Consider the following 25,131-nt stretch of genomic DNA (forward strand, 5'->3'; position numbering starts at 1 on the left):
ATAAGTGATAGTAGAGAAGGTAGAAAATATGAGTGATATATACACAATGGGTATTGACATTGGATCAACATCATCTAAATGTGTAGTGCTTAAGAATGGTAAAGATTTAGTTAGTAGCGGCGTCGTCAATCTTGGCGCCGGTACTAAAGGTGCCGATCAGGTTATAGAAAAGGTACTAGCTGACTGTGGTATCAAGTTCGAAGATCTGAATGTGATTGTTTCCACAGGATATGGTAGAAATTCTTACGACAGTGCAAAGAAGACTATGAGTGAACTTAGCTGTCATGCTAAGGGTGGTACATATATCTTCGGACCTGTAAGAACTATTATAGATATAGGCGGACAGGACATAAAGGTACTAAAACTAAATGACAAAGGGATGATGACAAATTTCTTGATGAATGATAAATGTGCAGCTGGTACAGGTAGATTCTTAGAGGTTATGGCTGGAGTACTTGATGTTAAGCTAGCAGAACTAGGTGACTTAGACAAGTTAGCAACTGAAAAAACACCAATATCTTCAACTTGTACAGTATTTGCAGAATCAGAAGTAATATCTTGTATGGCTAAGAAAATACCTATTCCTAATATAATTAGGGGTATACACGCTTCTGTTGCTACAAGAGTTGCAGGTCTTGCTAAGAGAGGTGGATTAACAACTCCAGTCGCTATGACTGGTGGTGTTACTAAGAACTCAGGAATAGTAAGGGCACTTAGCGAAGAGTTAGAAACAGATATCATGATTTCGGAAATTTCTCAGTTGGCAGGCGCAATTGGAGCGGCATTGTACGCTTACGATGAGTATCTGAAGGAAAATTAGAAAGGAGCTTTATTATGAGTAACACAGGTGCAGTTGAAGAAAAGCCGGCAAAAGTATTGTTAGGCGAGATAGTTGCAAAACATTATAAGGAAGCTTGGGAAGCTAAAGAAAGAGGCGAAAAAGTTGGTTGGTGTGCTTCTAACTTCCCACAGGAAATATTTGAAACAATGGATATCAAGGTTGTATTCCCTGAAAACCAGGCAGCAGCAATTTCTGCTAAGGGTGGTGGACAGAGAATGTGCGAAATCGCAGAAAACGAAGGATATTCAAACGACATATGTGCTTACGCTAGAATATCTCTAGCATACATGGACGTTAAAGATGCTCCAGAGTTAAATATGCCTCAGCCAGACTTTGTTGCATGCTGTAACAATATCTGTAACTGTATGATCAAGTGGTATGAAAATATAGCTAAAGAACTAAATATACCTCTAATCCTTGTTGACGTGCCATATAACAATGACTATGAAGCAGGCGATGACAGAGTAGAATACTTAAGAGGACAGTTCGATCACGCTATAAAGCAGTTAGAAGACTTAACTGGTAAAAAGTGGGATGAAAAGAAGTTCGAAGAAGTAATGGCAATATCTCAGAGAACAGGTAGAGCTTGGTTAAAGGCTACTGGATATGCTAAGTACACTCCATCACCATTCTCAGGATTTGACGTATTCAACCATATGGCAGTTGCTGTATGTGCTAGAGGTAAGGAAGAATCAGCAATAGCATTTGAAAAGCTAGCTGAAGAATTTGATGAAAATGTAAAGACTGGTAAGTCTACATTCAAGGGAGAAGAAAAGTACAGAGTACTATTTGAAGGTATAGCTTGTTGGCCACACCTAAGACATACATTTAAGCAGCTAAAGGATTCAGGAGTAAACGTTTGTGGTACTGTTTATGCAGATGCATTCGGATACATCTACGACAATACTTATGAATTAATGCAGGCTTATTGTGGAACTCCTAATGCAATATCTTATGAAAGATCATTAGATATGAGACTTAAGGTTATAGAAGAAAATAATATAGACGGTATGTTGATACATATAAACAGAAGCTGTAAGCAGTGGTCTGGTATCATGTACGAAATGGAAAGAGAAATAAGAGAAAGAACTGGTATACCAACAGCTACATTCGATGGTGATCAGGCTGACCCAAGAAACTTCTCAGAAGCACAGTACGACACAAGAGTACAGGGTCTAATAGAAGTTATGGAAGCAAACAAAGCTGCAAAGATGAAGGAGGAAAACTAGATGAGTAACTTAGAAGAACTATTTGGAAAACTTGCTGTATGTCCATTAGAGCAGATAGATAAATATGTTGCTGATGGTAAGAAAGTTATTGGTTGCGCGCCAGTATATGCTCCAGAAGAACTTGTATACGCATCAGGTATGATTCCTATGGCAATATGGGGAGCAGAGGGTGAAGTAACTCTTGCAAAAGAATATTTCCCAGCTTTCTACGTATCAATCATCTTAAGACTTTTAGACCTAGGTCTAGAAGGCAAGCTTGATAAGATGTCAGGAATGATTCTACCAGGTCTAAGTGACGGACTAAAGGGACTTAGCCAGAACTGGAAAAGAGCTGTAAAGAATGTTCCAGCATTATATATAGGATATGGACAGAACAGAAAGATAGAAGCTGGTATAGTTTACAATGCTAGACAGTATGAAAAGCTAAAAGTACAGTTAGAAGAAATAGCTGGAAAGAAGATAGAAGATGCTCAGATAGAAGAAGCAATCGTTTTATACAACAAGCACAGAAAAGCTATGCAGGCATTCTCAGACCTTGCAGCTAAACACTTAAATACAGTTACTCCTAGCCTAAGAGCTAAGGTAATGTCAAGTGCATGCCTAATGGACAAGGCTGAACATCTAAAAATAGTAGAAGCAATCAACGCTGAACTTTCAGCTATGCCAGAAGAAAAATTTGATGGCAAGAAGATTGTAACTACTGGACTACTAGCTAACAGTCCTGAAATATTAAAGATATTTGAAGAATTCAAACTTGGTATTGTTGCTGACAACATAAACCACGAATCAGGACAGTTTGATTATTTAGTTGATGAAGCTACTGGTAACCCAATAAAGGCGTTATCTAAGTGGATTTCAGATATTGAAGGAAGTACTTTGCTATACGATCCAGAAAAACTAAGAGGACAGATAATCATCGATAAGGCTAAAAAATACGATGCAGATGGTGTAGTATACCTACTATCTAAATTCTCTGATTCAGATGAATTTGACTACCCAATCATTAGAAAACAGCTAGAAGAGGCTGGATATATGCACATCTTAGTTGAAGTAGATCAGCAAATGACTAACTTCGAACAAGCAAAAACTGCATTGCAGACTTTTGCAGACATGATATAGTAAAAATTGTAAAAATTTAAGGAGGCAATCTATGATTTTCGAAAAAGAACATGAGTTAGTTCGTCAGCTAGCAAGAGAATTTGCTGAAAATGAAATTAAACCAACTGCAGAAGAAGTTGATGAAACAAGCGAATTCCCTATGGAAATTTACAAAAAAATGGCTGCTGCTGGTTTCTTAGGTATCAAAATACCTCAGGAATTTGGCGGTTCTGGTGGAGACCACCGTTCATATGCAATAGTAATGGAAGAATTATCAAAGGCATCTGGAGTATCTACAATCTGGATATCTTCTCCTAACTCTCTTCAGTCTACACCTATCCTTGTTGATGGTACACCTCAACAGAAGGAAAAGTATCTTAGACCAATGGTTACAGGAGAAAAGATGTTTGCATTTGGTCTTACTGAGCCAGGAGCTGGTTCTGACGCAGCTTCTATCCTAACAACTGCTGAAAAGGATGGAGATGATTACATACTAAACGGAAGAAAGACTTTCATAACTGGCGCTCCAGTATCTGATTATGTAATAGTATTTGCAAAGACAGACGCATCAGCAGGTGCTAAGGGTATATCTACTTTCATAGTTGATACTAAGTTAGAAGGTGTATCTTTTGGTAAGGCAGAAAACAAGATGGGTATGATAGGTTGCCCAACTAGTGATGTTGTTCTTGACAACGTTAGAGTATCTAAGGATGATATGTTAGGAAAAGAAGGCAAGGGATTCATCAATGCGATGAAGACTCTAAGCGTTGGTAGACTTGGTATTGCTTGCCAGGCTCTAGGTCTTGCAGAAGGTGCTATGGAAGAAGCTATCAAGTATGCAAAGGCTAGACATCAGTTTGGTAAATCACTAGCTAAGTTCCAGAACACTCAGTTCATGATAGCTGAAATGGAAACAAAGATAGCAGCTATGCGTCACCTTGTTTACGATGCAGCATACAAGATGGACTTAGGAAAGAAGGCAGATAAGGAAGCTTCAATGGCTAAGTTATTTGCTACTGAAGAAGCTAAGTGGGTTATAGACAAGGCTCTTCAGATACATGGTGGATATGGATACATTAAGGAATATCCAATCGAAAGAATGTACAGAGACATAAGAGTAACTTCAATCTACGAAGGTACTTCAGAAGTTCAGAAGATGGTAATAGCATCAAGTGTATTGAAATAAGGGGAGGTATAGATAGATGAAAATTGTAGCTTGCATTAAACAAGTACCAGATACAACAGAGGTAAAACTTGACCCTGTGAAGAATACTTTGATTCGTGATGGTGTACCTAGTATAATCAACCCTGACGATAAAGCAGGTCTTGAACTAGCACTACAGATAAAGGAATCAGTACCAGGATCTACTGTAACAGTAGTATCAATGGGACCTCCACAGGCAGAGCTAGCACTTAGAGAAGCATTAGCAATGGGTGCTGATGATGCAGTTCTTGTAACTGATAGAGCATTTGGTGGTGCCGATACTTGGGCAACATCTTCAACAATAGCTGGTGCACTTAGAAACTTAGAATATGACATAATAATAGCTGGTAGACAGGCAATAGATGGAGATACAGCACAGGTTGGTCCTCAGATAGCTGAACATCTACATATACCACAGGTATCTTATGTAGAATCTTTAGAAGTTGAAGGAGACAAGTTCATAGTTAAGAGACAGTTCGAAGATAGATACCATACAATCGAACTAGAAGCACCTTGTCTAATAACAACACTAGCAGAGGAAATAACTCCAAGATATATGTCAATAGCTGGTATATTCAACGCCTACAAGAAGGACATTAAGACTTGGGGACTTAAGGATATAGAAGAAAACCTTGACCTTTCAAATATCGGTTTAAAGGGTTCACCTACAAACGTTAAAAAATCATTCACAAAGCAGGCTAAGGGTAAGGGCGTTAAGTTAGAAGGCCTAACTCCTGAAGAAGCTGCAGATGCAATAGTAGCTAAGCTACAGGAAAAGTACTTTATATAATAGTACTTTAGTATTGAAAGATATTATAATAATAAATTTGAAAGGAAGATAACCTAATGAACAAAGATATTTATGTAGTAGTTGAACAGGTCGATGGCGTCGCACAAAAAGTGGGCATCGAATTAATAGGTATAGCAAACAAGCTAGCTGCAGACCTTGAACAGGACGTTGTAGCAGTTGTGCTTGGTAATAATATAAAGGGTCTATCCCAGAACCTTATAAGCCATGGAGCTAACAAGGTAATATGCGTAGATGATCCAATGTTAGAAACATATGCAACAGAACCATATACAAAGGCTCTTAATGCAGTAATAGAAGCAAAGCATCCTAATATAGTACTTTACGGTGCTACTTCAATAGGTAGAGACCTTGCTCCTAGAGTATCTGCAAGAGTACATACTGGACTTACAGCTGACTGTACTAAGTTAGAGATAGATCCAGAAACTAAGCTTCTTCTTATGACTAGACCAGCTTTCGGTGGTAACATCATGGCTACAATAGTTTGTAAGGAATTCAGGCCTCAGATGGCAACAGTAAGACCAGGTGTTATGGAAGCTCTTCCAAAGGATGACTCTAGAACTGGTGAAGTTGAAGAATTTAAGGTAGAATTCACTCCAGCTGACATGAACATAAAGATTAGAGAAGTAGTTAAAGAAACTAACGCTAAGGTTGATATAACTGAATCTAAGGTTCTTGTATCAGGTGGTAGAGGTATAGGAAGCCCAGAATACTTCGACGTATTAAAGGAACTTGCTGATGAATTAGGCGGACTAGTTACATCATCAAGAGCTAACGTTGACGCTGGATGGATAGGAAGAGAAAGACAGGTTGGACAGACTGGTAAGACAGTAAGACCAGACCTATACATGGCTTGTGGTATATCAGGAGCTATACAGCATTTGGCTGGTATGGAAGAATCTGAATTTATAGTAGCTATAAATAAGGACGCTCATGCACCAATATTTGATGTAGCTGACCTAGGTGTTGTTGGAGATCTTCATAAGATAATACCTCTAGTAATAGAAAAGGTTAAGGCTATAAAGGCTTCAAAGGCTGATATGTAATTAATACCGTTGGTAAACAATCAGTATTAAAATTGACAAAGATAAAACAGGCTGTTTAAAAAGAGTTTAAATTATTTACATAATTTTTAATATATTATAAAAAATATTTAAAATTATATAGTAAAATCTCATTTTATGTAGTATAATATACCTAGGTAATCGAACTAACCTAGGTATATTCCTACAGTCTGCTTTATAGTTAAGCTATTTAACAACAGCCATGTAGATTAGACGATGATAACTTCTTTAAAAAATTTTAATGGCGTTGTTAAAAAAATAACATTTTTAATTTAGTTTTTTTATATTTTTTATTTTTAAGGGGGCGAAGTAATGGTAAAGGTTAGAGTCACTTGTAACAAGAACATTATAGAAAGATTTGGTGTTAAGAAGCCAGAAGGTTGGGATTTCCAATATATTAATTATCCTTGCTCTGATGAAGAACTTGCTCAGCAGTGTAAGGATGCTGATATAGTGTTCTGTGGTCCAGTTGACTACTTCAGAAGAGAAGTAATTGAACAACTTGATAACTGTAAGCTTATACATTCGCTTGGAGTAGGTTTCGATAAGATAGACTTAGAAGCTGCCAAGGAAAAAGGTATTTATGTATGCAATAATAGGGCCGTTAACGCTGTTCCAGTTGCTGAATTAGCAGTAGGACACATGATAACTTCACTTAGAAGAATGCCAGAAGCTGATGCTAAGATAAAGGCAAAGGGCGTTGATGGATTTAATGAAAGCTTTAAGGAATATCAGGTAAAAGGACAGAGTGAACTTAGCTCTAGAGTTATAGGACTTGTTGGATTAGGTGCTATAGGTAAGGCCGCTGTTAAGATGTTAAAGGCTTTTGGTTGTGAAATCATGTACTATGATGTTTTCAGAGCTGATGAAGCTTACGAAATGGAAAATGATATCAAATATTGTACATATGATGAAATACTTGAAAAATGTGATATCATCTCTTACCATGTTCCAGTTCTAGATTCTACTAGAAATATGGTTCGTAAGGAAACAATAGAAAAGATGAAGCAAGATGCAATAATCATCAACGTTGCTAGAGGCGAAATAGTGAACAATGAAGATTTAGCTGAAGCTCTAAACAATGGTAGGGTATTCGCTGGACTAGATGTTATAGCTCCAGAGCCACCAAGTGCTGATCATCCTCTATTCAACTTAACAGAAGCAGGTAAGGCTAGATTATCTATTACTCCTCATATCGCTGGTACTACTGATGATGCGTTCATAAGAATGTCTAAGTGGTCATACGATGATATGGTTAAGGTAATGAACGGAGAAAGACCAAACAATGTAGTTAATGGTCTATAAGACTAGGCATTTCGCCAATTTTATGATTAGAAAAGGTGACGAGTATGGAAATTAAAAGAAAAGACGTTATAGTTTGTGGTTTTGCTTTATTCGCGATATTCTTTGGCGCTGGTAACTTAATATTCCCTCCGCATTTGGGTGTATTAGCTGGTGACCAGTGGTACAAAGCTATGTTTGGTTTCTTACTAACTGACCCGGTTTTACCAATACTAGGTGTTATAGTTACAGCTAGATTAGGTGGTAGAGCTGATGATTTAGGTAAGAGAGTTAGCCCTAAGTTTGCAAAATTAATTGGTACAATAGCAATATTGACAATTGGACCTTTCTTTTGCGTTCCTAGAACAGGTGCTACAACTCACGAAATATTTGTACATTCATTATTCCCAAGCGTACCAAGCTGGGCAACTTGTGTAGTATTCTTTGCTCTAACACTTTACCTAACACTAAATCCAGGTAAGGTTATAGATATAATAGGAAAGTATTTGACTCCTGCTCTATTGATTATACTAGCCCTAATAGTAATTATATCTATAGTTAATCCTCCAGACCCAAAGGTTGCAACTGGACAGGTTGGATTATTCACTAACGGATTCTATGAAGGTTATCAGACAATGGATGCTCTTGGATCACCTCTAATGGCTGGTATAGTTATATCAGACTTATTAAGACGTGGATATACAGACAAAGAAGTACAGTTCAAGGCCAGTGCTCAGATAGGTATAGTTGCCTTCATACTACTTGCTTTAGTATATGGTGGTTTAACATATGCTGGTGCTACAGTAGGTGGACACTTCAATGGTGAAACTGAAAGAACAGCTTTACTTATAGGAATGGTTGAATTGATGCTAGGTAACATAGGTAAGGTCTTCATGGGGGTTGCAGTTGCACTTGCTTGTTTGACTACTTCTACAGGTCTAACTTCAACTTGTGGTAACTACTTCGATACTATATCTAACGGAAAACTACCTTACAAGTATGTAGCAATGGTAGCAACAGCAATAGCATTCGTTCTTTCGCTAATCGGTGTTGAAGGACTTATAGCAATAGCAGTTCCAATACTATCAGCTATATATCCGGTAATAATAGTTCTAATAGTTATGTCAATATTTGACAAGAAGATTAAGTACAACTGGACTTATACTGGTGCAGTTATAGGTGCATTCGCAGTAGCCCTAATAGAAAGTATTAACCTTGCTTCAGTAATGAGAGGTGGTACTCTACTAGCAGGTCCTGCAGCAGCTCTAAAGGCTCTACCACTTGGTAATTTTGGATTCGAATGGATTTTACCAGCTGTTGTTTGCTCAGTAATTCTAACAGTAATAAGCATGGTAGGTAAAGTTGGAAAGACAATAAATGACCCAATCGAATAATATTGGTTGATTTCATTGTAAAAAATTTGAAAATTCATTATAAAACAAATATATCGTCTCTACTTCGGTAGGGACGGTATATTGAAAACAAAGATAAGGTTTTTATTAATTTATTTAAGGTTTAGGAGGTAATATTATGATTTCTCAGGATATGGTTAAGTTAGGAACAGCTAAGTCTGTTATTAGAGAACTTGCAGGATTTGGTGCTATGAGAGCTAAGGAAATAGGTGCGGAAAACGTATTAGACTTCTCTTTAGGTAACCCATCAGTACCTGCTCCACAGGAAGTTCAGGACGCTATCGTTGATATAATCAAAAACAATGCTCCAAGAGTATACCATAGTTACTCTTCAGGTGCAGGTCATGACGGTTGTAGAACAGCTATAGCTGACGACCTTAACAAGAGATTCGGAACAAAATATACAAAGGACAACCTATTAATGACTTGTGGTGCTGCTGCATCTCTAAACATTACATTAAAGGCTTTAATAGCATCTCCAGAAGATGAAGTAATGGTTCTTGCCCCATTCTTCCCAGAATATACAGTATTTATTAATGGACAGGGAGGAAAGCAGGTTCTAGTTCCTTGTAAAGATGATATGCAGCTAAACGTAGAAGGTGTTAAGGAAGCTCTTACTCCAAATACTAAGGCTATAATAGTTAACTCTCCTAATAACCCATCAGGTGTTGTTTATACATTAGATGAAATGAAGGCTCTAGCTGAATTACTAGAAGCTAAGGAAAAAGAATATGGTCATCCAATATACATTATAGCTGATGAGCCATATAGAGAATTAGTTCTTATAGATGGACTTGAAGTTCCATTTATACCAAACCTATATAAGAATACAGTTATATGCTATTCTTGGTCTAAGTCACTATCACTTCCTGGTGAAAGAATTGGTTATATACTAGTTCCAAGTGAAGTAGATGATGAAATGCTTATGGCTGCTGTTGGTGGAGCTGCAAGAGTACTTGGTTACGTTTGTGCACCAACTCTATTCCAGATGGTAGTTGAAAGATGTGTTGGTATAGAACCAAACCTTGATGTATACAAGAAGAACAGAGACCTTCTATATGATGGACTTATCAAACTTGGATACAATGTTGCTAAGCCAGCTGGTGCATTCTACTTATTCATAGAAGCTCCAGATGGAGATTCTGAAAAGTTCTCTGAAAAGGCTAAGGCACACGACATGCTAGTAGTACCTGGAACAGGATTCGGTTCAAAGGCTCATATGAGATTATCTTACTGTGTTGAAACTGAAAAGTGTGAAAAGTCACTTGCAGTATTTGAAGAACTAATGAAAGAATACAAGTAAGATATTTAAAACTTATAAACTCGCCGATTCGATCATCGAACTTTATCTATACTATACGTTCTCTTATAGGTAATAGGTAGAGTCTATGTTCAATTATTAAACTTCATAGATCTATCCTTATCATAAGTCGAGGTATAGATCGGGAAAAACACCGGTTTTCCGGTGTTTTTCTTTTTAAAGAAAAACAGGCTGGATATAGATTTTATAATTAAAACAAGCTATAATAAAAATGTAAAGTAAATTTTTAGGAGGATTTATGTTTTTAGGAGAACTTACAGCTCTAGCGGCATCATTTTGTTGGACGATTAGTAGTAGTATTGTAGAGAGGAAAGGAAAATCATTTTCTGCCGTTTCAATGAATTTTGCGAGACAGGTGACGGCCTTAGTAACTATAGGATTATTAGTAGTATTATTTAATGGCATAGGAGCTATTGGAAACGTAGGATTCAACAACTTGTTTTTTCTAGCAATGTCTGGTTTGATAGGATTCTCACTAGGAGATTCTTTTTTAATGAGCGCATTTACACGAATTGGAGCTCAATTGACCTTGTTGATATTTTCCATATCACCTGTTTTAGCGGCTATTTTGGGTAGGATCTTGTTTGCTGAAAGGTTGAGTAGTAAAAGTATATTTGGAATGTTAATTGTTATTTTTGCTATAATGCTTGTAATAGCAAAGGGTGGCAATTCAAATATGAAGGTAAAAGGAGACCCTAGGGGCTTGGTTTTTGCATTCTTGGCATCTATTGGACAGGCGCTAGGGGTCATATTAAGTAAAGCAGGATTAGGTGATGTACCACCACTTGCAGCTACAGAGATAAGATTACTTGGTGGACTTATAGGTATAGTCATAATATGCAGTCTAGGCAGGAAATGGATGGATGTAAGAAGGATATTTACAAGTAGGCAGGGTTTAACTGTCAACTTTGGTAATGCCATTATTGGTACGACTATGGGGGTTGTGTTATCTATGTTCGCTATAAAGTACACTAAGGTTGCAATAGCGTCTACACTTATGGCTATGTCACCAATAATGATAATACCAGTGAGTAGGTTTTATTTTAAGGAAAATATTACTAAGGTTGAGATATTTGGAGCCGTATTATCAGTTATAGGAGTTGCCTTGTTAGTTTAGACATAGACCATGTATTATCAGTTTAAATATATAGCATGTATTGTTAGTATGGAATAAATATTTAGACAGAAAGATTATTTGATGATTAATTCTACTATTAAGTAAATCATTATTTGTATATTAAAGAGCATATTAATAGAGGTTTTCAAAATATGGAAATATCGCTATTAATATGCTCTTTTTTGGTTGAAGTTTTATTTATATTGACTATTAATATTTGGATATAATAAGTGGAAAATAAGGGGGAAAATATGGATAAGATACTATCTACAATAATACCAGAGACTTATGCAAGAAAAAACCTTGTATTTCCAAAAGAAATTGACAATGACAGAATTGTCGTCTTAATGGAGAATTATGATCTGGAAAAAATCAGTGATATAAAGAAGTTTTCAAAAAGAAAGGTTGATGTCGTAAAGTCGTCTAAAACTCAAATAATAAAGTTGATAGATGATAATTATAGTCTTGATACAAGCGAGATTAATGATGAAGTAAATATTCTTATGAACTCAATACTTGAAAATGCAATAAAAATGGGAGCTAGCGACATACACATAGAACCCAATTCTAGAGAAGTTAGACTGAGATATAGGGTTAATGGAGACTTGATTTTAATAGACAGGATGGTCTTAGATGATTTGCCCAAAATAGCAACACTAATAAAATTAAAGGCCTTGTGTGATATAACAGAAAAAAGATTGCCTCAAGATGGTAGGTTCAGGTACGAAGAGGGCACTTACAAGGTGGACATAAGGCTGAGTACACTACCTACAGTTTATGGAGAAAAATTAGTTCTAAGGCTATTGGACCACAATAAATTTATCAAGACCAAGGAAGAACTAGGTTTTTCCAAAAATGCCATCAAAAAAATAGACTCTATTATAAAAAGGCAGTGTGGAATATTAATTGTGGCTGGCGCAACAGGAAGTGGTAAATCATCTACTGTCTACTCTCTGTTAAATGGACTAAGAGGACAATCGATTAACATAACTACAATCGAGGACCCAGTTGAGTACAAGCTTGATGGAATAAACCAAATTCAGGTTAACAATAAGGCAGGTTTGAGATTTGACACCGGTTTAAAGTCCATTTTAAGACAGGATCCAGACATTATTGTACTTGGAGAGATAAGGGACAAGGAAACAGCAGATTTGGCGATTAGGTCTGCAATTACAGGGCATTTTGTAATAACTACACTGCACACTAACGATGCAATATCGACCATATCTAGATTAAAGGATATGGGGATTGAACCCTACATGATAAACGCTGGTTTAATTGGTGTTATAGCTCAGAGACTAGTTAAGAAAAAACTTATTTACAATGGCTATGAGGGTGAAGAGAGGACATTGATATATGAAATTGTTGAAATAGGTCAAAAAATTAAAGATGGTATAAAGGCTGGTTATGACGATATAAGCCTAAGAAAAATTGCAATTGAAAATGGGATGATTACATATGAGGATTCTATCAAGGAAAAAAATAAATAGTAAAGAATTGAAAGTAATATCTAGTCAGTTATCAAGTATGTTGGGTTCAGGGTGCGATATAATCACCTGTTTAGAAATATTGATAACATCATCATCAAGAACGGTTGAAGAGGGTGTTAAAAGGACTCTTAGGTCTATAAAAAACGGTAAAACTTTGGCTGAATCATTTGCCTTATCAACTTATTTTACGAATTTTTTTGTTAATATGGTCAGGGCAGGTGAGATAAGTGGAAAAATAGACTATGTATTTAATAGGATGTCATTTTATTATGAGAGGCAGACCAAGTTAAAATCTAAGATTATTGGAGCCTGTCTTTATCCTATAATTTTACTAGTAGTTTCCATATTTTCTTTTGTCTTTATGCTTGTCTACGTTGTTCCTAACTTTGAACAGGCATTTGAATCCTATGACGGTATAAATATGGAAAGTATATTTATATTTAAACTATCAAGGTTCATAAGAGAATACTATTTACTTTTATTAATTTTATTAACTATAGGCATAATTTATTTGATAAAGAGTATTAGCAGTAGTGGTGAAATAAAAAACTATATTGATAGGTTGCTTTTTAAGCTTCCAAGAATAAGTAAGATAAATCAGATTTATATATGCGACCAATTTTCCAGAGCTTTATCTATACTTATAGCTAGCGGTGTCAACATAGAAGACTCTATTGATATAGCCACTAATACACTTGAGTCTAAGTATTTTCATACCAAGATGAACCTAGCTAAGTCATACATAGAGCTGGGGAGTCCGGTGAGCAAGGCCCTTGCAAAAACAGGGATTTTTCCTCAAGTATTTATATCTATGATGTTGGCTGGAGAAGAGTCTGGGTCATTTGATAGTAGTTTGGTTTCTATTAGTAAATACTATGAACAAGAATTGGATAGAGAACTTGAAAATGCAACAAGACTAATAGAACCGATTATGTTAGTAGTTATGGGGATAATGATTGGTAGTGTCTTGATATCAATCCTTAGACCTATGTTTGAGATGATATCTTCCATATCCTAGGAAGTTGGTTAAATATTATTATTTTAGATTGGAGGAGTATAGTGTTGTTTACTAAGGAAAATTGCATTAATCGAAACTTTAACTTTAAATTAGGAGAAAAAAATAATCGAAAATTATATTCTCAAGAATTAGCAAAAAACGCTGGAACTAATAATTATACTAATGATAAGAAAAAACCTGGATTTACACTGATTGAGATGATAATTGTTATTAGTATAATAGGGATATTAGCGGGTATAGTAGCTATTAGCTTTGGAGATGCACAGAAAAAGGCAAAATTAAATGCTGACTATGCAAATGCATCTAACCTAGCAATGGCTGCATATATGTCTTTGGGAGATGGTAAGTCAGAGACAGATTCTAAGGATCCTAAAAAGTTAAAGGACTCTAAATATATTCAAACTGTACCAAAACCACAATCTTTAAGTGGTGACTATGAGATTGTAATCGATAAGGGAGAAGTTACTGTAAAAGTTGACAAATCCATTTTTTATCCAAAACCAGACGCAAGTTCTGCTGAAAATCAGTAGCAATTAAAATAAGTGGTACTTAAAATAAGTAATACTTAAAATAGGTAGATCATAAGCGGTAATTTAACTAAATAAATCTTAAGCGCCGCAAAAGCTAAGTAAATCATAAGTGATACTTAGAATAGGTGGGCTTAGACAAGGAGGTTCTATAATGGACAGGAAAAAACTTAAAAAATTATATTTATTATTTGAAACCAATGGATATAGGATAATAGAAATGGAAGGTAAGAATAAGTTTTGTAAGGGAATTTTCTGTCCTTATAGATTCCTTGATATAGGAGGTAACTTCGACAAGCAGATCTCATATGAAATTGGGAAAAATATAAAAAGCAGTATTGAAAACTTAAAAGATATAGAGAGTGTAACCTTTGTATGTCAGGGGCTTGGAGAAATTTGTAAGGAGATAGATGTCCCTGTTAAGGCCAAAAGGAGGGAGATACTCGAAATTATAAACTTTGAAATGCAGCAATTTTATAATATCTATACAGAAGACTATAAGATATCATATAAGGATAAAAATTTAGGTCTTGATAAAAAAATAGGAAGGGACTTAGATGAGTTAGATCACCAAATTAAAAAAATTAATATTACCCTATTCCCTAAAGCACTTATAAAATTTATGAAGGATATAGCGGAATTTATAGGATTAAAAATCGATGAAATAATACTCGACTTGGATCTTATAGGGGCATATATAGGAGGTATTTCAGCTAATGAAGACAAGTATTCAATTTTAGAAGCAAGGGAAAGAGATATAGTTTTAGCTGTGGTTGAAAATTTCAATATAGTAAAGTCGCTAGTAATAACAGAGGAAATAGATGATAACTTACTTAGATTTCTTGAAGAAAATGGATGTATTAAGTTAATAGGAGATATTCAAAATCATCTTATTGGAAATTTAAAAAATCTAAAAATATCAGATGTCACAGATACCTCAGTTCAAGACTTGTTAGAGATATATGTTAGTAAGAAAGATGTAAATAGAAAAAAGTTTTTATCAGATTTAATTTTTATAAATAAATATAAAAATACTAGTATATATAGAGGAGATAAAGAAGTCTTGCCTTATCAAGCCATAGCAATTAACATAATTTTCATTGCCCTATTTATAGTACTACTTACGTCATTTTTAAACTACAATAGACTCCAAACTAGTTTATCAGAACTGGATAATATAGAGAAAAATAAGCTAATAAAAACATCAAAAGATGATATATATTCAGGTAAGTCTAAAGAAAATATTTACGGTGTAGATTTTGAAAAACTAGAGTCTATTATATCAATTTTAGGTGATAGGATCATATCACTAAACTCAAGTAAGGACGAAACTGAAATAGAGTTTAGGGTAGGTAGTAAAAAAGAACTAGACACTATAGTGTCTAATAAAGAATTTAAATCAGCTATATTAGTATCGGTATATGAAAAAGAGGATAAGTTACAGATAGAAGAAAGGGTAGTGGTTGAAGAAAAGGAAAACCCTGAAGAAAAGCAAAACCCTGAAGAAAAGCAAAATCCTGAAAATGCTGACGGTGAAAACAAGGAAGAGAATGAAAATACTCTTAAAAAAGAAAAAACAGTCAAAAGAGAAAAAACAATTAAAAAAGAGAAGCTAATAAATTACATCTATGTTAAGGGTAAGTTCAAGTGATTTAGGAGGATAGGATTTATAAGATTAATACAATACTGAGTGAACAATATTAGTCAATATAAGGCTAAGTAAAAAAATACTTAGTTATATAATTATGAATGAGGTGTAGATAATATGAGTATACTGGGAAAAAATAAAATTGACACCAAAAGTGAAGATAGGGCAAGATTTAAAATAAGGTTACTCGCAAAGAATAGGATAAATCAAATTATAGCCCTAATGTTAGCAGTGCTAGTGCTTATAAATATTTTTATTGCAAGGCCTATAAAAAATAAGATTCAAGATACGGAAAATATGATCAAGGAAACCCAACTTGCGGAGGAAAATCTAGGACTTAATAACTACTCTGGAAGGATAAAATATAAAAACCTAGGTGAGGATATAAATTTTTATAAGTTAATTTCAAATAATAGGTCTTTATGCAGTATGGAAGTCAAGGAAGTTGACAGAAATGTCTTGTATAAAATTAAATTTAATAAAGATAAGTTGGATTTTAAAGACTTTATAATAAACTTAAAAACTTATGGCAAGAGTGTTTGTATTCATAGGGTGAGTTATGGAGACGGGGTTTATGATATAGAAATATATAAAAAATAGGACCAGGCAAGTTAAGCTGTTTCCAAAATCCAGGATAGTAGTTGATTTAAAGCCTTTATTTTGAATAGCGAACTTGCAAGGTCCTTTATTTTATAGTGTTAGAGATTTTTAATCGTCTGACGGATATTTCTATTGGTCTTTATTTATAGATGGGTTTTCTATTTCTATATTTACATCGTATTTATTTTCTTGGTTTGTTAGAACCTCAAGTTTAGGGTCTAGATTTTGACAGATTGTACTGCAGTCGCAATCACCATCATCGTTGGGGTCTTTTGTCATGTCTTCAATAAAGTTTTCAACCCTGTCGGCAATTTTGGTTGAACCGCTATTGACCTGGTCTTTTAATATCTTGTATATTACAGCCGTTACCGGTACTCCGAAGAAAATACCAACCATATTGAATAGTCCGCCACCTACTATTACAGATACTAGGACCCACATACCAGGTAGACCTACTGAAGAACCTACAACCCTTGGATAGATTACATTGCCTTCAATCTGCTGCAATACCAACAGGAATATTATAAATACCATGGCCTTAAAAGGACTTACCGGTAGCAACATCAAAAATCCAAATATACATCCCAAATATGCTCCAACCATTGGCACTAGTGCAGTTAGTCCAACGAATGATCCAACCATGCTTGCATACGGAAGTCTAAGTGCTGCCATACCAAGTGTACATAGGACTCCCAATATAATGGCCTCTATAAACTGACCTGTAAAGAACGCCTTAAATGTAGAGTTTGACACATCAAAGAAATAATACATAGGTTTGATTATTCTCTCAGGGATAAACTTTTTAAATAGTTTATCAAATTGTCTAGTGAGAGTTTCCTTGCTAGATACTATGTATATAGCCAATATACTAGCCATTACGACACTTGCCAAAACTCCAAATACTGAATTTACAAGGGAGAATATACCACCTGCCCAAGCGCTTACAGTTTCAAACCCCTTATTTGCTATTTCCTGGACATTGAGATTTGTAGAAGATAAGTTTTCTTGAGCTGAAGGTATTATCTTAATTATTTCTTTTTTGACAATCTCATATATATCAGGTAATTGTACTACAAAAGTTGCTAATGAATTTTTAACCTCTGGAACTATCAATTTCATAATCAAAAAGACAAGGGAGAAGGATATTAATAAGGCAAGCACGATTGAAACCATCCTCTTGATCTTATTTATAAACTTATTGTCTATCCTTGAAAGTAGTTTGTCCTCTATAGGTGTTACTATAGTATTTAGGACAAAGGCTATAACGCATCCCATCATTATTGGACTCAAGACCTCCAAAAGTATACCCAAATTATTTAAGATATTTGTAAAGTTGAGTATTACTAGGGCCAGAAAGGCTATTAAAAAAATTGTTTTTATTGTAGATATTCTATTTTTGTCCATATTAACTCCTTATATTTTTATTTTGAATAATATATTTATACCCTTTTATATAATACATTACTTATTTTTTAAATACAAGTAGTAAGTTATGTGGTAAAATATAAGAAAGAAGGAAAAGTCAAGGAGGTAGGCATTATGGTAAATATTAATAAGGACAAAATATTAGCTAGTTTAACCACATACAGGAAACTTGATAGGACTAGTAGGGGAATTAATATGGTTGCAAATTCACTTTTGGGTCACAATAAATCTTCAGGACCTGAGCCAGATTTGTATACTATATATTTGACAGAGGACAAGTTTTTAGCCGAGTATAGTAGGACTAGTTTGCATGGTAGCCGACCAAAGAAGATAACTAAACTTGACATACCATTAGTTGATATAGTGGATATGAAGCTTGATAAGAAGGATAATATGGATTGTATCCACATAGAGAGTGCTTGGGGAAAACATTACTACTTCGAGATAGAAAATAGTGAAAAGAAAGAACAAGCAAATGATATAATTGAAAAATATAAGGGTATAATATAAAGATATTAAGTAATTAAAGAGAAAAGTTAGTAAAGACCTGTGTCTATTTTTGTAGATATGGGTCTATATAAATTGGTGAAATAAAGGTTATATATTTTATAAAGGAGAACTATGCCTGAATTTAAAATACAATCAGATTTTAAGCCTATGGGTGACCAACCCAAGGCCATAGATACAATATGTAAATCTATAGAAAATAAAAATAAATTTCAGACCCTAGTCGGCGTAACTGGATCGGGTAAGACTTTTGCAATGGCCAATATAATTGAAAGAGTAAAAAAACCGACATTGATATTGGCCCACAACAAGACTCTTGCAGCCCAGCTATATGGTGAGTTTAAGGAGTTTTTCCCAGACAACGCTGTTGAGTATTTTGTTTCGTATTACGATTACTACCAACCAGAGGCCTACGTTGCTCATTCTGATACCTACATAGAAAAAGATGCCAGTATCAATGATGAGATCGACAAGCTAAGGCATTCGGCTACAGCTGCCATATTAGAAAGACAAGATACCATAATAATTTCGTCAGTTTCTTGTATATATGGTTTGGGTGATCCCAAGGACTACAAGGAATTGATGTTGTCGCTGAGGCCAGGCATGATGAGGGATAGGGATGATGTGATAAGAAGGCTCGTTGAAATCCAGTACGAGAGGAATGATGTCAACTTCATCCGTGGTACATTTAGGGTTAGAGGGGATATATTAGAGATATTCCCAGCATCGACTGATGACAAGGCTATAAGGGTTGAGTTCTTCGGTGATGAGATAGACAGGATTACAGAGATAGACTATATAACTGGCAAGGTCGTCGCTGAACGTGGTCATATAGCCATATTCCCGGCTTCCCACTATGTTACAACGCCAGAGAGGATAGAATCGGCGATCATTTCTATCGAGGAAGAATTAGAAAAGGCCATAGCTGATTTTAAGGCCAATGACAAGTTGTTAGAGGCCCAGAGGATTGAACAAAGAACTAAATATGATATAGAGATGTTGAGGGAGATAGGTTTTTGCCAGGGTATAGAGAACTATTCTAGGCATATAACTGGAAGAAAAAAGGGTGAAAAACCATATACATTGATGGACTTCTTCCCAGATGATTTCTTGCTGATTGTAGATGAGTCACACGTAACACTCCCACAGGTAAGGGGTATGTATGGCGGAGATAGGTCTAGAAAAAAATCCCTTATAGAAAATGGATTTAGACTTGAATCTGCCTATGACAATAGACCCCTTAACTTTGAGGAATTTGAATCCAACTTAAATCAGGTCCTATTTACAACAGCTACACCAGGACCATATGAGATGGAACACACCGATGTATTTGCAGAGCAGATAATAAGGCCTACAGGTCTACTTGATCCGTTAATCGATGTAAGACCGGTAAATAACCAGATAGATGACCTTTTAGTAGAGATAAATAAGACTATAGAAAGTGGAGAGAGGGTTCTAATCACAACTCTTACAAAGAAGATGTCAGAGGACCTTACAAATTATTTAAAGGGAGTAGGCATCAAGGTCAAATACCTTCACTCAGACATAGTAACACTTGAAAGAACTGAGATAATAAGAGACCTAAGACTTGGTAAATTTGACGTATTGGTAGGGATCAACCTCCTAAGAGAGGGACTGGATATACCAGAAGTGTCCCTTATAGCAATACTTGATGCTGACAAGGAAGGCTTCCTACGTTCAGAGACATCCCTAATACAGACCATTGGTAGGGCTGCCAGAAATTCAAATGGTAGGGTAATAATGTATGCAGACAAGATTACGGACTCTATGAAGAGGGCAATTGATGAGACTGAGAGAAGAAGGTCAATCCAGATGGCCTACAATGAAGAACATGGCATTGTACCAAAGACTATTTCAAAAAATATCAGGGACAATATAGCCATAACAAGGGTAGCAGAAGAGGCAGAATCATATGACCTATCAGGAATAAAGGGTCTTAAGGACCAGGATGAAATAGCTACGACTATTATAATACTTAAGTCTAAGATGATGGAAGAGGCGGAAAAGTTAAACTTTGAGTTGGCAGCTGAATTAAGAGATAAGGTTACTGAACTAGAGAAAAAATTAAAATAGCTACTAGAAATAAAAAGAGAAAGAGGTATTGATGAAGGATTTAATAAAGATAAGAGGCGCTAGAGAAAACAACCTGAAAAATGTAGACCTAACCCTTCCTAGAGACAAGTTTATAGTGTTTACGGGTTTGTCAGGTTCAGGAAAATCGTCTTTGGCCTTTGATACAATATATGCAGAAGGCCAGAGAAGGTATGTTGAAAGTTTGTCTTCTTACGCGAGACAGTTTTTGGGGCAGATGAGCAAACCAAATGTAGAATCAATTGAAGGCTTGTCTCCTGCAATATCTATAGACCAGAAGACAACTTCCAAAAACCCTAGGTCTACTGTTGGTACGGTAACAGAGATATATGACTACCTAAGGCTCTTGTTTGCGAGGGTAGGCAAGGTACATTGTCCTGTATGCGGTCAGCTTATAAGCCAGATGACAGTCCAGGAGATAGTGGACTCAATAATGGAGCATGAGCAGAGGACAAAAATACAGATATTATCTCCTATAGTTAGGGGACAAAAGGGAAGTCATAAAAAGGTAATAGACAACATCAGGAAGGAAGGTTTTGTAAGGGTTAGGATAGACGGAGAAACCTATGATGTAAATGATGAGTTTGAGTTAGAGAAAAATAAGAAACACACTATTGAGGTAATAGTAGATAGGATAGTTATCAAGGAAAATATAGAAGCAAGGCTTGCTGGATCTGTTGAGACAGCTGTAAAATTGTCTGATGGATTAATTATATGCCATGTTATAGATGGTGAAGAAACCATGTATTCTACTAAGTTTGCCTGTCCTGACCACGGTATCGGCATAGAAGAATTATCGCCTAGGATGTTCTCGTTTAATGCTCCATTTGGTGCCTGTGATGTATGTAATGGGCTTGGAGAATCAAGAGAGGTTGATGTAGACCTAGTTGTTCCAAATAAGGAGCTGAGCTTGAAGCAGGGAGCCATTGCTGCATGGTCTACAAATGGTCTCAACGATAACACATATTACTCGATGATGGTAAAGGCTCTTTGTGACAAGTATAATGTCTCTATAGAAACACCTTTTAAGGACTTGCCAGATGATTTTGTTGAGGAGTTGCTTTACGGTAAGGAAAACACCCTGCTTACATTTGAATTTGATTCCAAGTTTGGTGGTATGAAGACCTATCAAAATTACTATGAGGGTGTTGTTGTAAACTTGGAAAGAAGATATAGAGAGACCAACTCAGATGCAATGAGGGATAGGCTGGATGATTTTATGGCAGATAGGCCTTGTCCAAAGTGTAAGGGCAGGAGGTTAAAACCAGAAGTCTTAGCTGTCAAGGTAGGTGGCAAAAATATTATGGAGGTTACAGACCTGTCAGTTGAGGACCTGATCGACTATATTGAGGGGCTAAACCTATCTGAAATGGATATGCATATAGCCAAGGATGTCGTAAAGGAAATTAGGGAGAGGGCATCTTTTTTGAAAAACGTAGGTCTTGGCTACCTTACCCTTTCAAGAAAGGCAGGAACCCTATCAGGTGGGGAGGCCCAGAGAATTAGGCTGGCTACCCAGATAGGTTCTGCGCTTACAGGAGTCTTGTATGTCCTTGACGAACCTAGTATAGGTCTGCACCAGAGGGATAATGACAAGTTGATAGCAACCCTAAGAAACTTAACTGACCTAGGTAATACCCTAATAGTAGTCGAACACGATGAAGATACTATGAGGGCAGCAGACTACATTGTAGACATTGGACCAGCTGCAGGTATCCATGGTGGTGAAATAGTAGCCCAGGGTCCAGTTGAAGAGATAATAAAAAATCCAAACTCCATAACAGGTAAGTACTTGAGTGGAGAAATCAAGATACCAGTACCTGAAACTACAAGAGAAGGAAACGGTAATTTTGTAGAGGTGGTCGGTGCCAAGGAAAACAACCTTAAAAATATAAATGTAAAATTCCCTCTTGGAAAGTTTACCTGTGTAACTGGAGTATCTGGATCAGGCAAGTCAACCTTGGTAAATGAAATCTTGTACAAGGGCTTAACCCACAAAATAAACAAGTCCAGGGTAAGACCAGGAGACCACAAGGAGATACTTGGAACTGAGCATATAGACAAGATAATAAATATAGACCAGTCACCTATAGGAAGGACACCAAGATCTAATCCTGCAACCTACACAGGAGTATTTGACATGATAAGAGACCTATTTGCTTCTACAAATGAGGCAAAGGCAAGAGGCTATAAAAAGGGCAGGTTCTCATTTAATGTCAAGGGAGGTAGATGTGAAGCTTGTAAGGGAGATGGTATACTCAAAATAGAGATGTTCTTTTTACCTGATGTATATGTACCATGCGAGGTATGCAAGGGGGAAAGGTATAACAGGGAGACCCTTCAGGTAAAATACAAGGACAAGTCTATAGCTGACGTCTTGGATATGAATGTAGAAGAGGCTCTTGAATTCTTTGAGAACCATGCATCCATAAAAAGAAAGTTGGAGAGTCTTATGGACGTTGGTCTATCCTATATCAAACTAGGTCAACCTTCAACCCAGCTATCAGGTGGTGAAGCTCAGAGAATAAAGCTAGCTACAGAGTTATCAAAGAGACCTACAGGTAGGACCATGTACATACTTGACGAACCAACAACAGGTCTTCATTCAGAAGATGTGAGGAAACTTATAGAGGTTCTTCAGAGATTGGCAGATACGGGCAATACTGTGGTAGTAATCGAGCATAACCTAGATGTAATTAAGACTGCTGACCATATAATAGACCTTGGTCCAGAGGGAGGTACCATGGGAGGTACTATCATAGCAACCGGAAGACCAGTGGATATATGTAAGGTAGAGTCTTCTTATACAGGCCAGTACCTAAAAAAGGTTATGAAGTAATAAAAAAGGTTATGGAGTAAGAAAAGAAACTATATTGAAGACATTGCATACAGAAAAATGAAATATATAGGTGTTTATCTTTCATATATAAGGTGTTTTTTAATAAGGGGTTTAACCTATAAAATGCCTAAAACACTAATGATTAGACTGTTTTAAATTTTTTATAAAAATTCTAAATAAAGAATGGTTTTTCTATAGACCATTCTTTTTTTTATTGTATAATAGCAATATCAACTTTTCACAGTTGAAAATATATTAATAAAAGGAGGAAATGAATAATGAAAAATTTATTCGAAAAATGGAACAGCATAAGCCTCGTTAAGCGTATTATATGCGGTATGATTATCGGTGCTGTGCTCGGTATGGCTGTCCCGAACGCCAAGGCAATAGCTATACTCGGTTCACTGTTCGTTGGTGCCTTAAAGGCAGTAGCGCCAGTATTGGTATTTTTCCTTGTAATTGCGGCTATAGCCCAGCACAAGGAAGGTCATAAGACAAATATGAAACAAATTATAGTACTTTATATGATAGGTACTTTAGTTGCATCCTTAGTTGCAGTAATAGCAAGCTTTGCTTTCCCAGTGACTTTAGTACTAGCTGAGGGAGCTAAAGACGTGACCGCACCGGGTGGCATATCAGAAGTTTTAAAGACGCTTCTTATGAATGCCGTAGACAACCCAATCAACGCAATCATTAACGCTAATTTTATAGGAATTTTAACGTGGTCCTTGATATTTGGTTTTGCACTAAGAAAGGCTTCCGATAGAACGAAGGAAATACTAGTGGACGTATCAGATGCTATATCTGGAGCAGTAAGGGCAGTAATCAGTCTTGCTCCATTTGGTATCATGGGACTTGTATTCGATACAGTTTCAACTAATGGTATATCAGTATTTACAAACTATGGAAAATTATTGTTGGTATTGGTTGGATGTATGTTATTTGTTGCCCTAGTTGCCAACCCAATTATAGTATGGTTGAACATCAGGACAAATCCATACCCAATAGTTCTTAGGACACTAAAGGATTCTGGTCTGTATGCATTCTTCACTAGAAGTTCAGCAGCCAACATTCCAGTTAACATGAAGCTTTGTAAGGAACTAGGACTAGATGAAGATACATATTCAGTATCAATACCTCTAGGTGCTACTATCAATATGGGTGGTGCAGCTATAACAATAGCAGTACTTGCTCTTGCGGCAGCTCATACGGTAGGTATCAAGGTAGATATAGCTACTGCAGTTATACTTTGCGTACTATCAACTGTTTCAGCTTGCGGTGCATCTGGTGTTGCAGGTGGTTCATTGTTGTTGATACCTCTTGCTTGTTCTCTATTCGGCATAAATATAGATATAGCAATGCAGGTTGTAGGAGTTGGATTTATAATAGGAGTTATCCAGGACTCTTGTGAGACTGGTCTAAATTCATCTACAGACGTATTGTTTACAGCTACTGCCGAACTTTGCAATAGGAGAAAAGAAGGTAGAAAAGTAGATTATAAGACTGTTAAGGCTGATGCAAAGGCCTACAATGAAGCTAATTTATAATATTTAATATCAACTATTAAAGGGATGGGTCTAGTACTCATCC

The 25,131-nt window shown here is 36.0% G+C and carries 20 protein-coding genes; 19 read left to right on the top strand and 1 reads right to left on the bottom strand.

Annotation, left to right across the window (positions count from 1 at the left end; genetic code table 11):
* Window positions 1–28 precede the first annotated feature (28 nt).
* The 15 genes from HMPREF0631_RS05365 to HMPREF0631_RS05435 all read left to right on the top strand — a co-directional run bounded on the left by HMPREF0631_RS05365 (window position 29) and on the right by HMPREF0631_RS05435 (window position 16,658).
* Window positions 29–820 (top strand): acyl-CoA dehydratase activase, encoded by a 792-nt coding sequence (locus HMPREF0631_RS05365; protein ID WP_019595546.1) that lies wholly within the window; start codon window positions 29–31, stop codon window positions 818–820.
* Window positions 821–834: 14 nt separating this feature from the next.
* A complete protein-coding gene (locus HMPREF0631_RS05370) occupies window positions 835–2,070 on the top strand; it encodes a 2-hydroxyacyl-CoA dehydratase subunit D (RefSeq protein WP_002843897.1) in 1,236 nt (411 codons plus the stop codon).
* Window positions 2,071–3,189: a 2-hydroxyacyl-CoA dehydratase subunit D gene (locus HMPREF0631_RS05375; protein ID WP_002843926.1), complete on the top strand. Its 1,119-nt coding sequence runs from the start codon at window positions 2,071–2,073 to the stop codon at window positions 3,187–3,189.
* Between the two features lie 31 nt (window positions 3,190–3,220).
* On the top strand, window positions 3,221–4,354 hold the full coding sequence (locus tag HMPREF0631_RS05380) for an acyl-CoA dehydrogenase family protein (RefSeq protein WP_002843899.1): 1,134 nt from the start codon (window positions 3,221–3,223) through the stop codon (window positions 4,352–4,354).
* Window positions 4,355–4,370: 16 nt separating this feature from the next.
* Window positions 4,371–5,162: an electron transfer flavoprotein subunit beta/FixA family protein gene (locus HMPREF0631_RS05385; protein ID WP_002843945.1), complete on the top strand. Its 792-nt coding sequence runs from the start codon at window positions 4,371–4,373 to the stop codon at window positions 5,160–5,162.
* A gap of 56 nt (window positions 5,163–5,218) precedes the next feature.
* Window positions 5,219–6,226, top strand: coding sequence for an electron transfer flavoprotein subunit alpha/FixB family protein (locus HMPREF0631_RS05390; RefSeq protein ID WP_002843909.1), 1,008 nt, complete (start codon window positions 5,219–5,221; stop codon window positions 6,224–6,226).
* Between the two features lie 330 nt (window positions 6,227–6,556).
* Window positions 6,557–7,549 carry a 2-hydroxyacid dehydrogenase gene (locus HMPREF0631_RS05395; RefSeq protein ID WP_002843937.1) on the top strand — a complete coding sequence of 331 codons (993 nt, stop codon included), beginning with the start codon at window positions 6,557–6,559 and terminating at the stop codon, window positions 7,547–7,549.
* A 44-nt stretch (window positions 7,550–7,593) separates the two neighbouring features.
* Complete coding sequence (gene brnQ, locus HMPREF0631_RS05400; RefSeq protein WP_002843884.1) at window positions 7,594–8,919, top strand: branched-chain amino acid transport system II carrier protein; 1,326 nt, start codon at window positions 7,594–7,596, stop codon at window positions 8,917–8,919.
* Between the two features lie 136 nt (window positions 8,920–9,055).
* Complete coding sequence (locus HMPREF0631_RS05405) at window positions 9,056–10,240, top strand: pyridoxal phosphate-dependent aminotransferase (RefSeq protein WP_002843919.1); 1,185 nt, start codon at window positions 9,056–9,058, stop codon at window positions 10,238–10,240.
* Window positions 10,241–10,496: 256 nt separating this feature from the next.
* A complete protein-coding gene (locus HMPREF0631_RS05410; protein ID WP_002843900.1) occupies window positions 10,497–11,375 on the top strand; it encodes a DMT family transporter in 879 nt (292 codons plus the stop codon).
* 251 nt (window positions 11,376–11,626) lie between these two features.
* Window positions 11,627–12,865: a GspE/PulE family protein gene (locus tag HMPREF0631_RS05415; RefSeq protein WP_002843891.1), complete on the top strand. Its 1,239-nt coding sequence runs from the start codon at window positions 11,627–11,629 to the stop codon at window positions 12,863–12,865.
* Complete coding sequence (locus tag HMPREF0631_RS05420; RefSeq protein WP_002843942.1) at window positions 12,834–13,883, top strand: type II secretion system F family protein; 1,050 nt, start codon at window positions 12,834–12,836, stop codon at window positions 13,881–13,883. Before HMPREF0631_RS05415 ends, HMPREF0631_RS05420 begins: the two co-directional genes overlap by 32 nt.
* A 41-nt stretch (window positions 13,884–13,924) precedes the next feature.
* A complete protein-coding gene (locus HMPREF0631_RS05425; protein WP_002844926.1) occupies window positions 13,925–14,413 on the top strand; it encodes a prepilin-type N-terminal cleavage/methylation domain-containing protein in 489 nt (162 codons plus the stop codon).
* Between the two features lie 151 nt (window positions 14,414–14,564).
* Complete coding sequence (locus HMPREF0631_RS05430; RefSeq protein ID WP_002843930.1) at window positions 14,565–16,061, top strand: hypothetical protein; 1,497 nt, start codon at window positions 14,565–14,567, stop codon at window positions 16,059–16,061.
* Between the two features lie 114 nt (window positions 16,062–16,175).
* Window positions 16,176–16,658, top strand: a complete 483-nt coding sequence (locus tag HMPREF0631_RS05435; protein ID WP_002843944.1) for a hypothetical protein — start codon at window positions 16,176–16,178, stop codon at window positions 16,656–16,658.
* Between the two features lie 129 nt (window positions 16,659–16,787).
* On the opposite strand, the gene HMPREF0631_RS05440 is transcribed toward HMPREF0631_RS05435, so the two are convergent.
* Window positions 16,788–18,062 (bottom strand): AI-2E family transporter, encoded by a 1,275-nt coding sequence (locus HMPREF0631_RS05440; protein WP_002843936.1) that lies wholly within the window; start codon window positions 18,060–18,062, stop codon window positions 16,788–16,790.
* 135 nt (window positions 18,063–18,197) lie between these two features.
* Between HMPREF0631_RS05440 and HMPREF0631_RS05445 the strand changes: the two genes are divergently transcribed.
* The 4 genes from HMPREF0631_RS05445 (at window position 18,198) to sstT (ending at window position 25,088) form a co-directional block, all read left to right on the top strand.
* Complete coding sequence (locus HMPREF0631_RS05445; protein WP_002843915.1) at window positions 18,198–18,593, top strand: hypothetical protein; 396 nt, start codon at window positions 18,198–18,200, stop codon at window positions 18,591–18,593.
* Between the two features lie 111 nt (window positions 18,594–18,704).
* A complete protein-coding gene (uvrB, locus tag HMPREF0631_RS05450) occupies window positions 18,705–20,684 on the top strand; it encodes an excinuclease ABC subunit UvrB (protein ID WP_002843903.1) in 1,980 nt (659 codons plus the stop codon).
* Window positions 20,685–20,715: 31 nt separating this feature from the next.
* The gene (gene uvrA / locus HMPREF0631_RS05455; RefSeq protein WP_002843906.1) at window positions 20,716–23,541 is read left to right on the top strand and encodes an excinuclease ABC subunit UvrA; all 2,826 of its coding nucleotides are present in this window, start codon (window positions 20,716–20,718) and stop codon (window positions 23,539–23,541) included.
* Window positions 23,542–23,819: 278 nt separating this feature from the next.
* The gene (gene sstT, locus HMPREF0631_RS05460; protein ID WP_002843908.1) at window positions 23,820–25,088 is read left to right on the top strand and encodes a serine/threonine transporter SstT; all 1,269 of its coding nucleotides are present in this window, start codon (window positions 23,820–23,822) and stop codon (window positions 25,086–25,088) included.
* Window positions 25,089–25,131 lie beyond the last annotated feature (43 nt).

It is taken from the genome of Peptostreptococcus anaerobius 653-L (assembly GCF_000178095.1).
Classification (GTDB): Bacteria; Bacillota; Clostridia; order Peptostreptococcales; family Peptostreptococcaceae; genus Peptostreptococcus; species Peptostreptococcus anaerobius.

Bases quoted from the DNA above. Each gene is read 5' to 3' on its own strand.
- HMPREF0631_RS05375 (WP_002843926.1), top strand. From the start codon at position 2,071: ATGAGTAACTTAGAAGAACTATTTGGAAAACTTGCTGTATGTCCATTA.
- HMPREF0631_RS05365 (WP_019595546.1), top strand. From the start codon at position 29: ATGAGTGATATATACACAATGGGTATTGACATTGGATCAACATCATCT.
- HMPREF0631_RS05420 (WP_002843942.1), top strand. From the start codon at position 12,834: ATGAGGATTCTATCAAGGAAAAAAATAAATAGTAAAGAATTGAAAGTA.
- HMPREF0631_RS05380 (WP_002843899.1), top strand. From the start codon at position 3,221: ATGATTTTCGAAAAAGAACATGAGTTAGTTCGTCAGCTAGCAAGAGAA.
- HMPREF0631_RS05395 (WP_002843937.1), top strand. From the start codon at position 6,557: ATGGTAAAGGTTAGAGTCACTTGTAACAAGAACATTATAGAAAGATTT.
- brnQ (WP_002843884.1), top strand. From the start codon at position 7,594: ATGGAAATTAAAAGAAAAGACGTTATAGTTTGTGGTTTTGCTTTATTC.
- uvrA (WP_002843906.1), top strand. From the start codon at position 20,716: ATGAAGGATTTAATAAAGATAAGAGGCGCTAGAGAAAACAACCTGAAA.
- HMPREF0631_RS05430 (WP_002843930.1), top strand. From the start codon at position 14,565: ATGGACAGGAAAAAACTTAAAAAATTATATTTATTATTTGAAACCAAT.
- HMPREF0631_RS05370 (WP_002843897.1), top strand. From the start codon at position 835: ATGAGTAACACAGGTGCAGTTGAAGAAAAGCCGGCAAAAGTATTGTTA.
- HMPREF0631_RS05415 (WP_002843891.1), top strand. From the start codon at position 11,627: ATGGATAAGATACTATCTACAATAATACCAGAGACTTATGCAAGAAAA.
- HMPREF0631_RS05435 (WP_002843944.1), top strand. From the start codon at position 16,176: ATGAGTATACTGGGAAAAAATAAAATTGACACCAAAAGTGAAGATAGG.
- sstT (WP_002843908.1), top strand. From the start codon at position 23,820: ATGAAAAATTTATTCGAAAAATGGAACAGCATAAGCCTCGTTAAGCGT.
- uvrB (WP_002843903.1), top strand. From the start codon at position 18,705: ATGCCTGAATTTAAAATACAATCAGATTTTAAGCCTATGGGTGACCAA.
- HMPREF0631_RS05405 (WP_002843919.1), top strand. From the start codon at position 9,056: ATGATTTCTCAGGATATGGTTAAGTTAGGAACAGCTAAGTCTGTTATT.
- HMPREF0631_RS05445 (WP_002843915.1), top strand. From the start codon at position 18,198: ATGGTAAATATTAATAAGGACAAAATATTAGCTAGTTTAACCACATAC.
- HMPREF0631_RS05410 (WP_002843900.1), top strand. From the start codon at position 10,497: ATGTTTTTAGGAGAACTTACAGCTCTAGCGGCATCATTTTGTTGGACG.
- HMPREF0631_RS05390 (WP_002843909.1), top strand. From the start codon at position 5,219: ATGAACAAAGATATTTATGTAGTAGTTGAACAGGTCGATGGCGTCGCA.
- HMPREF0631_RS05385 (WP_002843945.1), top strand. From the start codon at position 4,371: ATGAAAATTGTAGCTTGCATTAAACAAGTACCAGATACAACAGAGGTA.
- HMPREF0631_RS05440 (WP_002843936.1), bottom strand. From the start codon at position 18,062: ATGGACAAAAATAGAATATCTACAATAAAAACAATTTTTTTAATAGCC.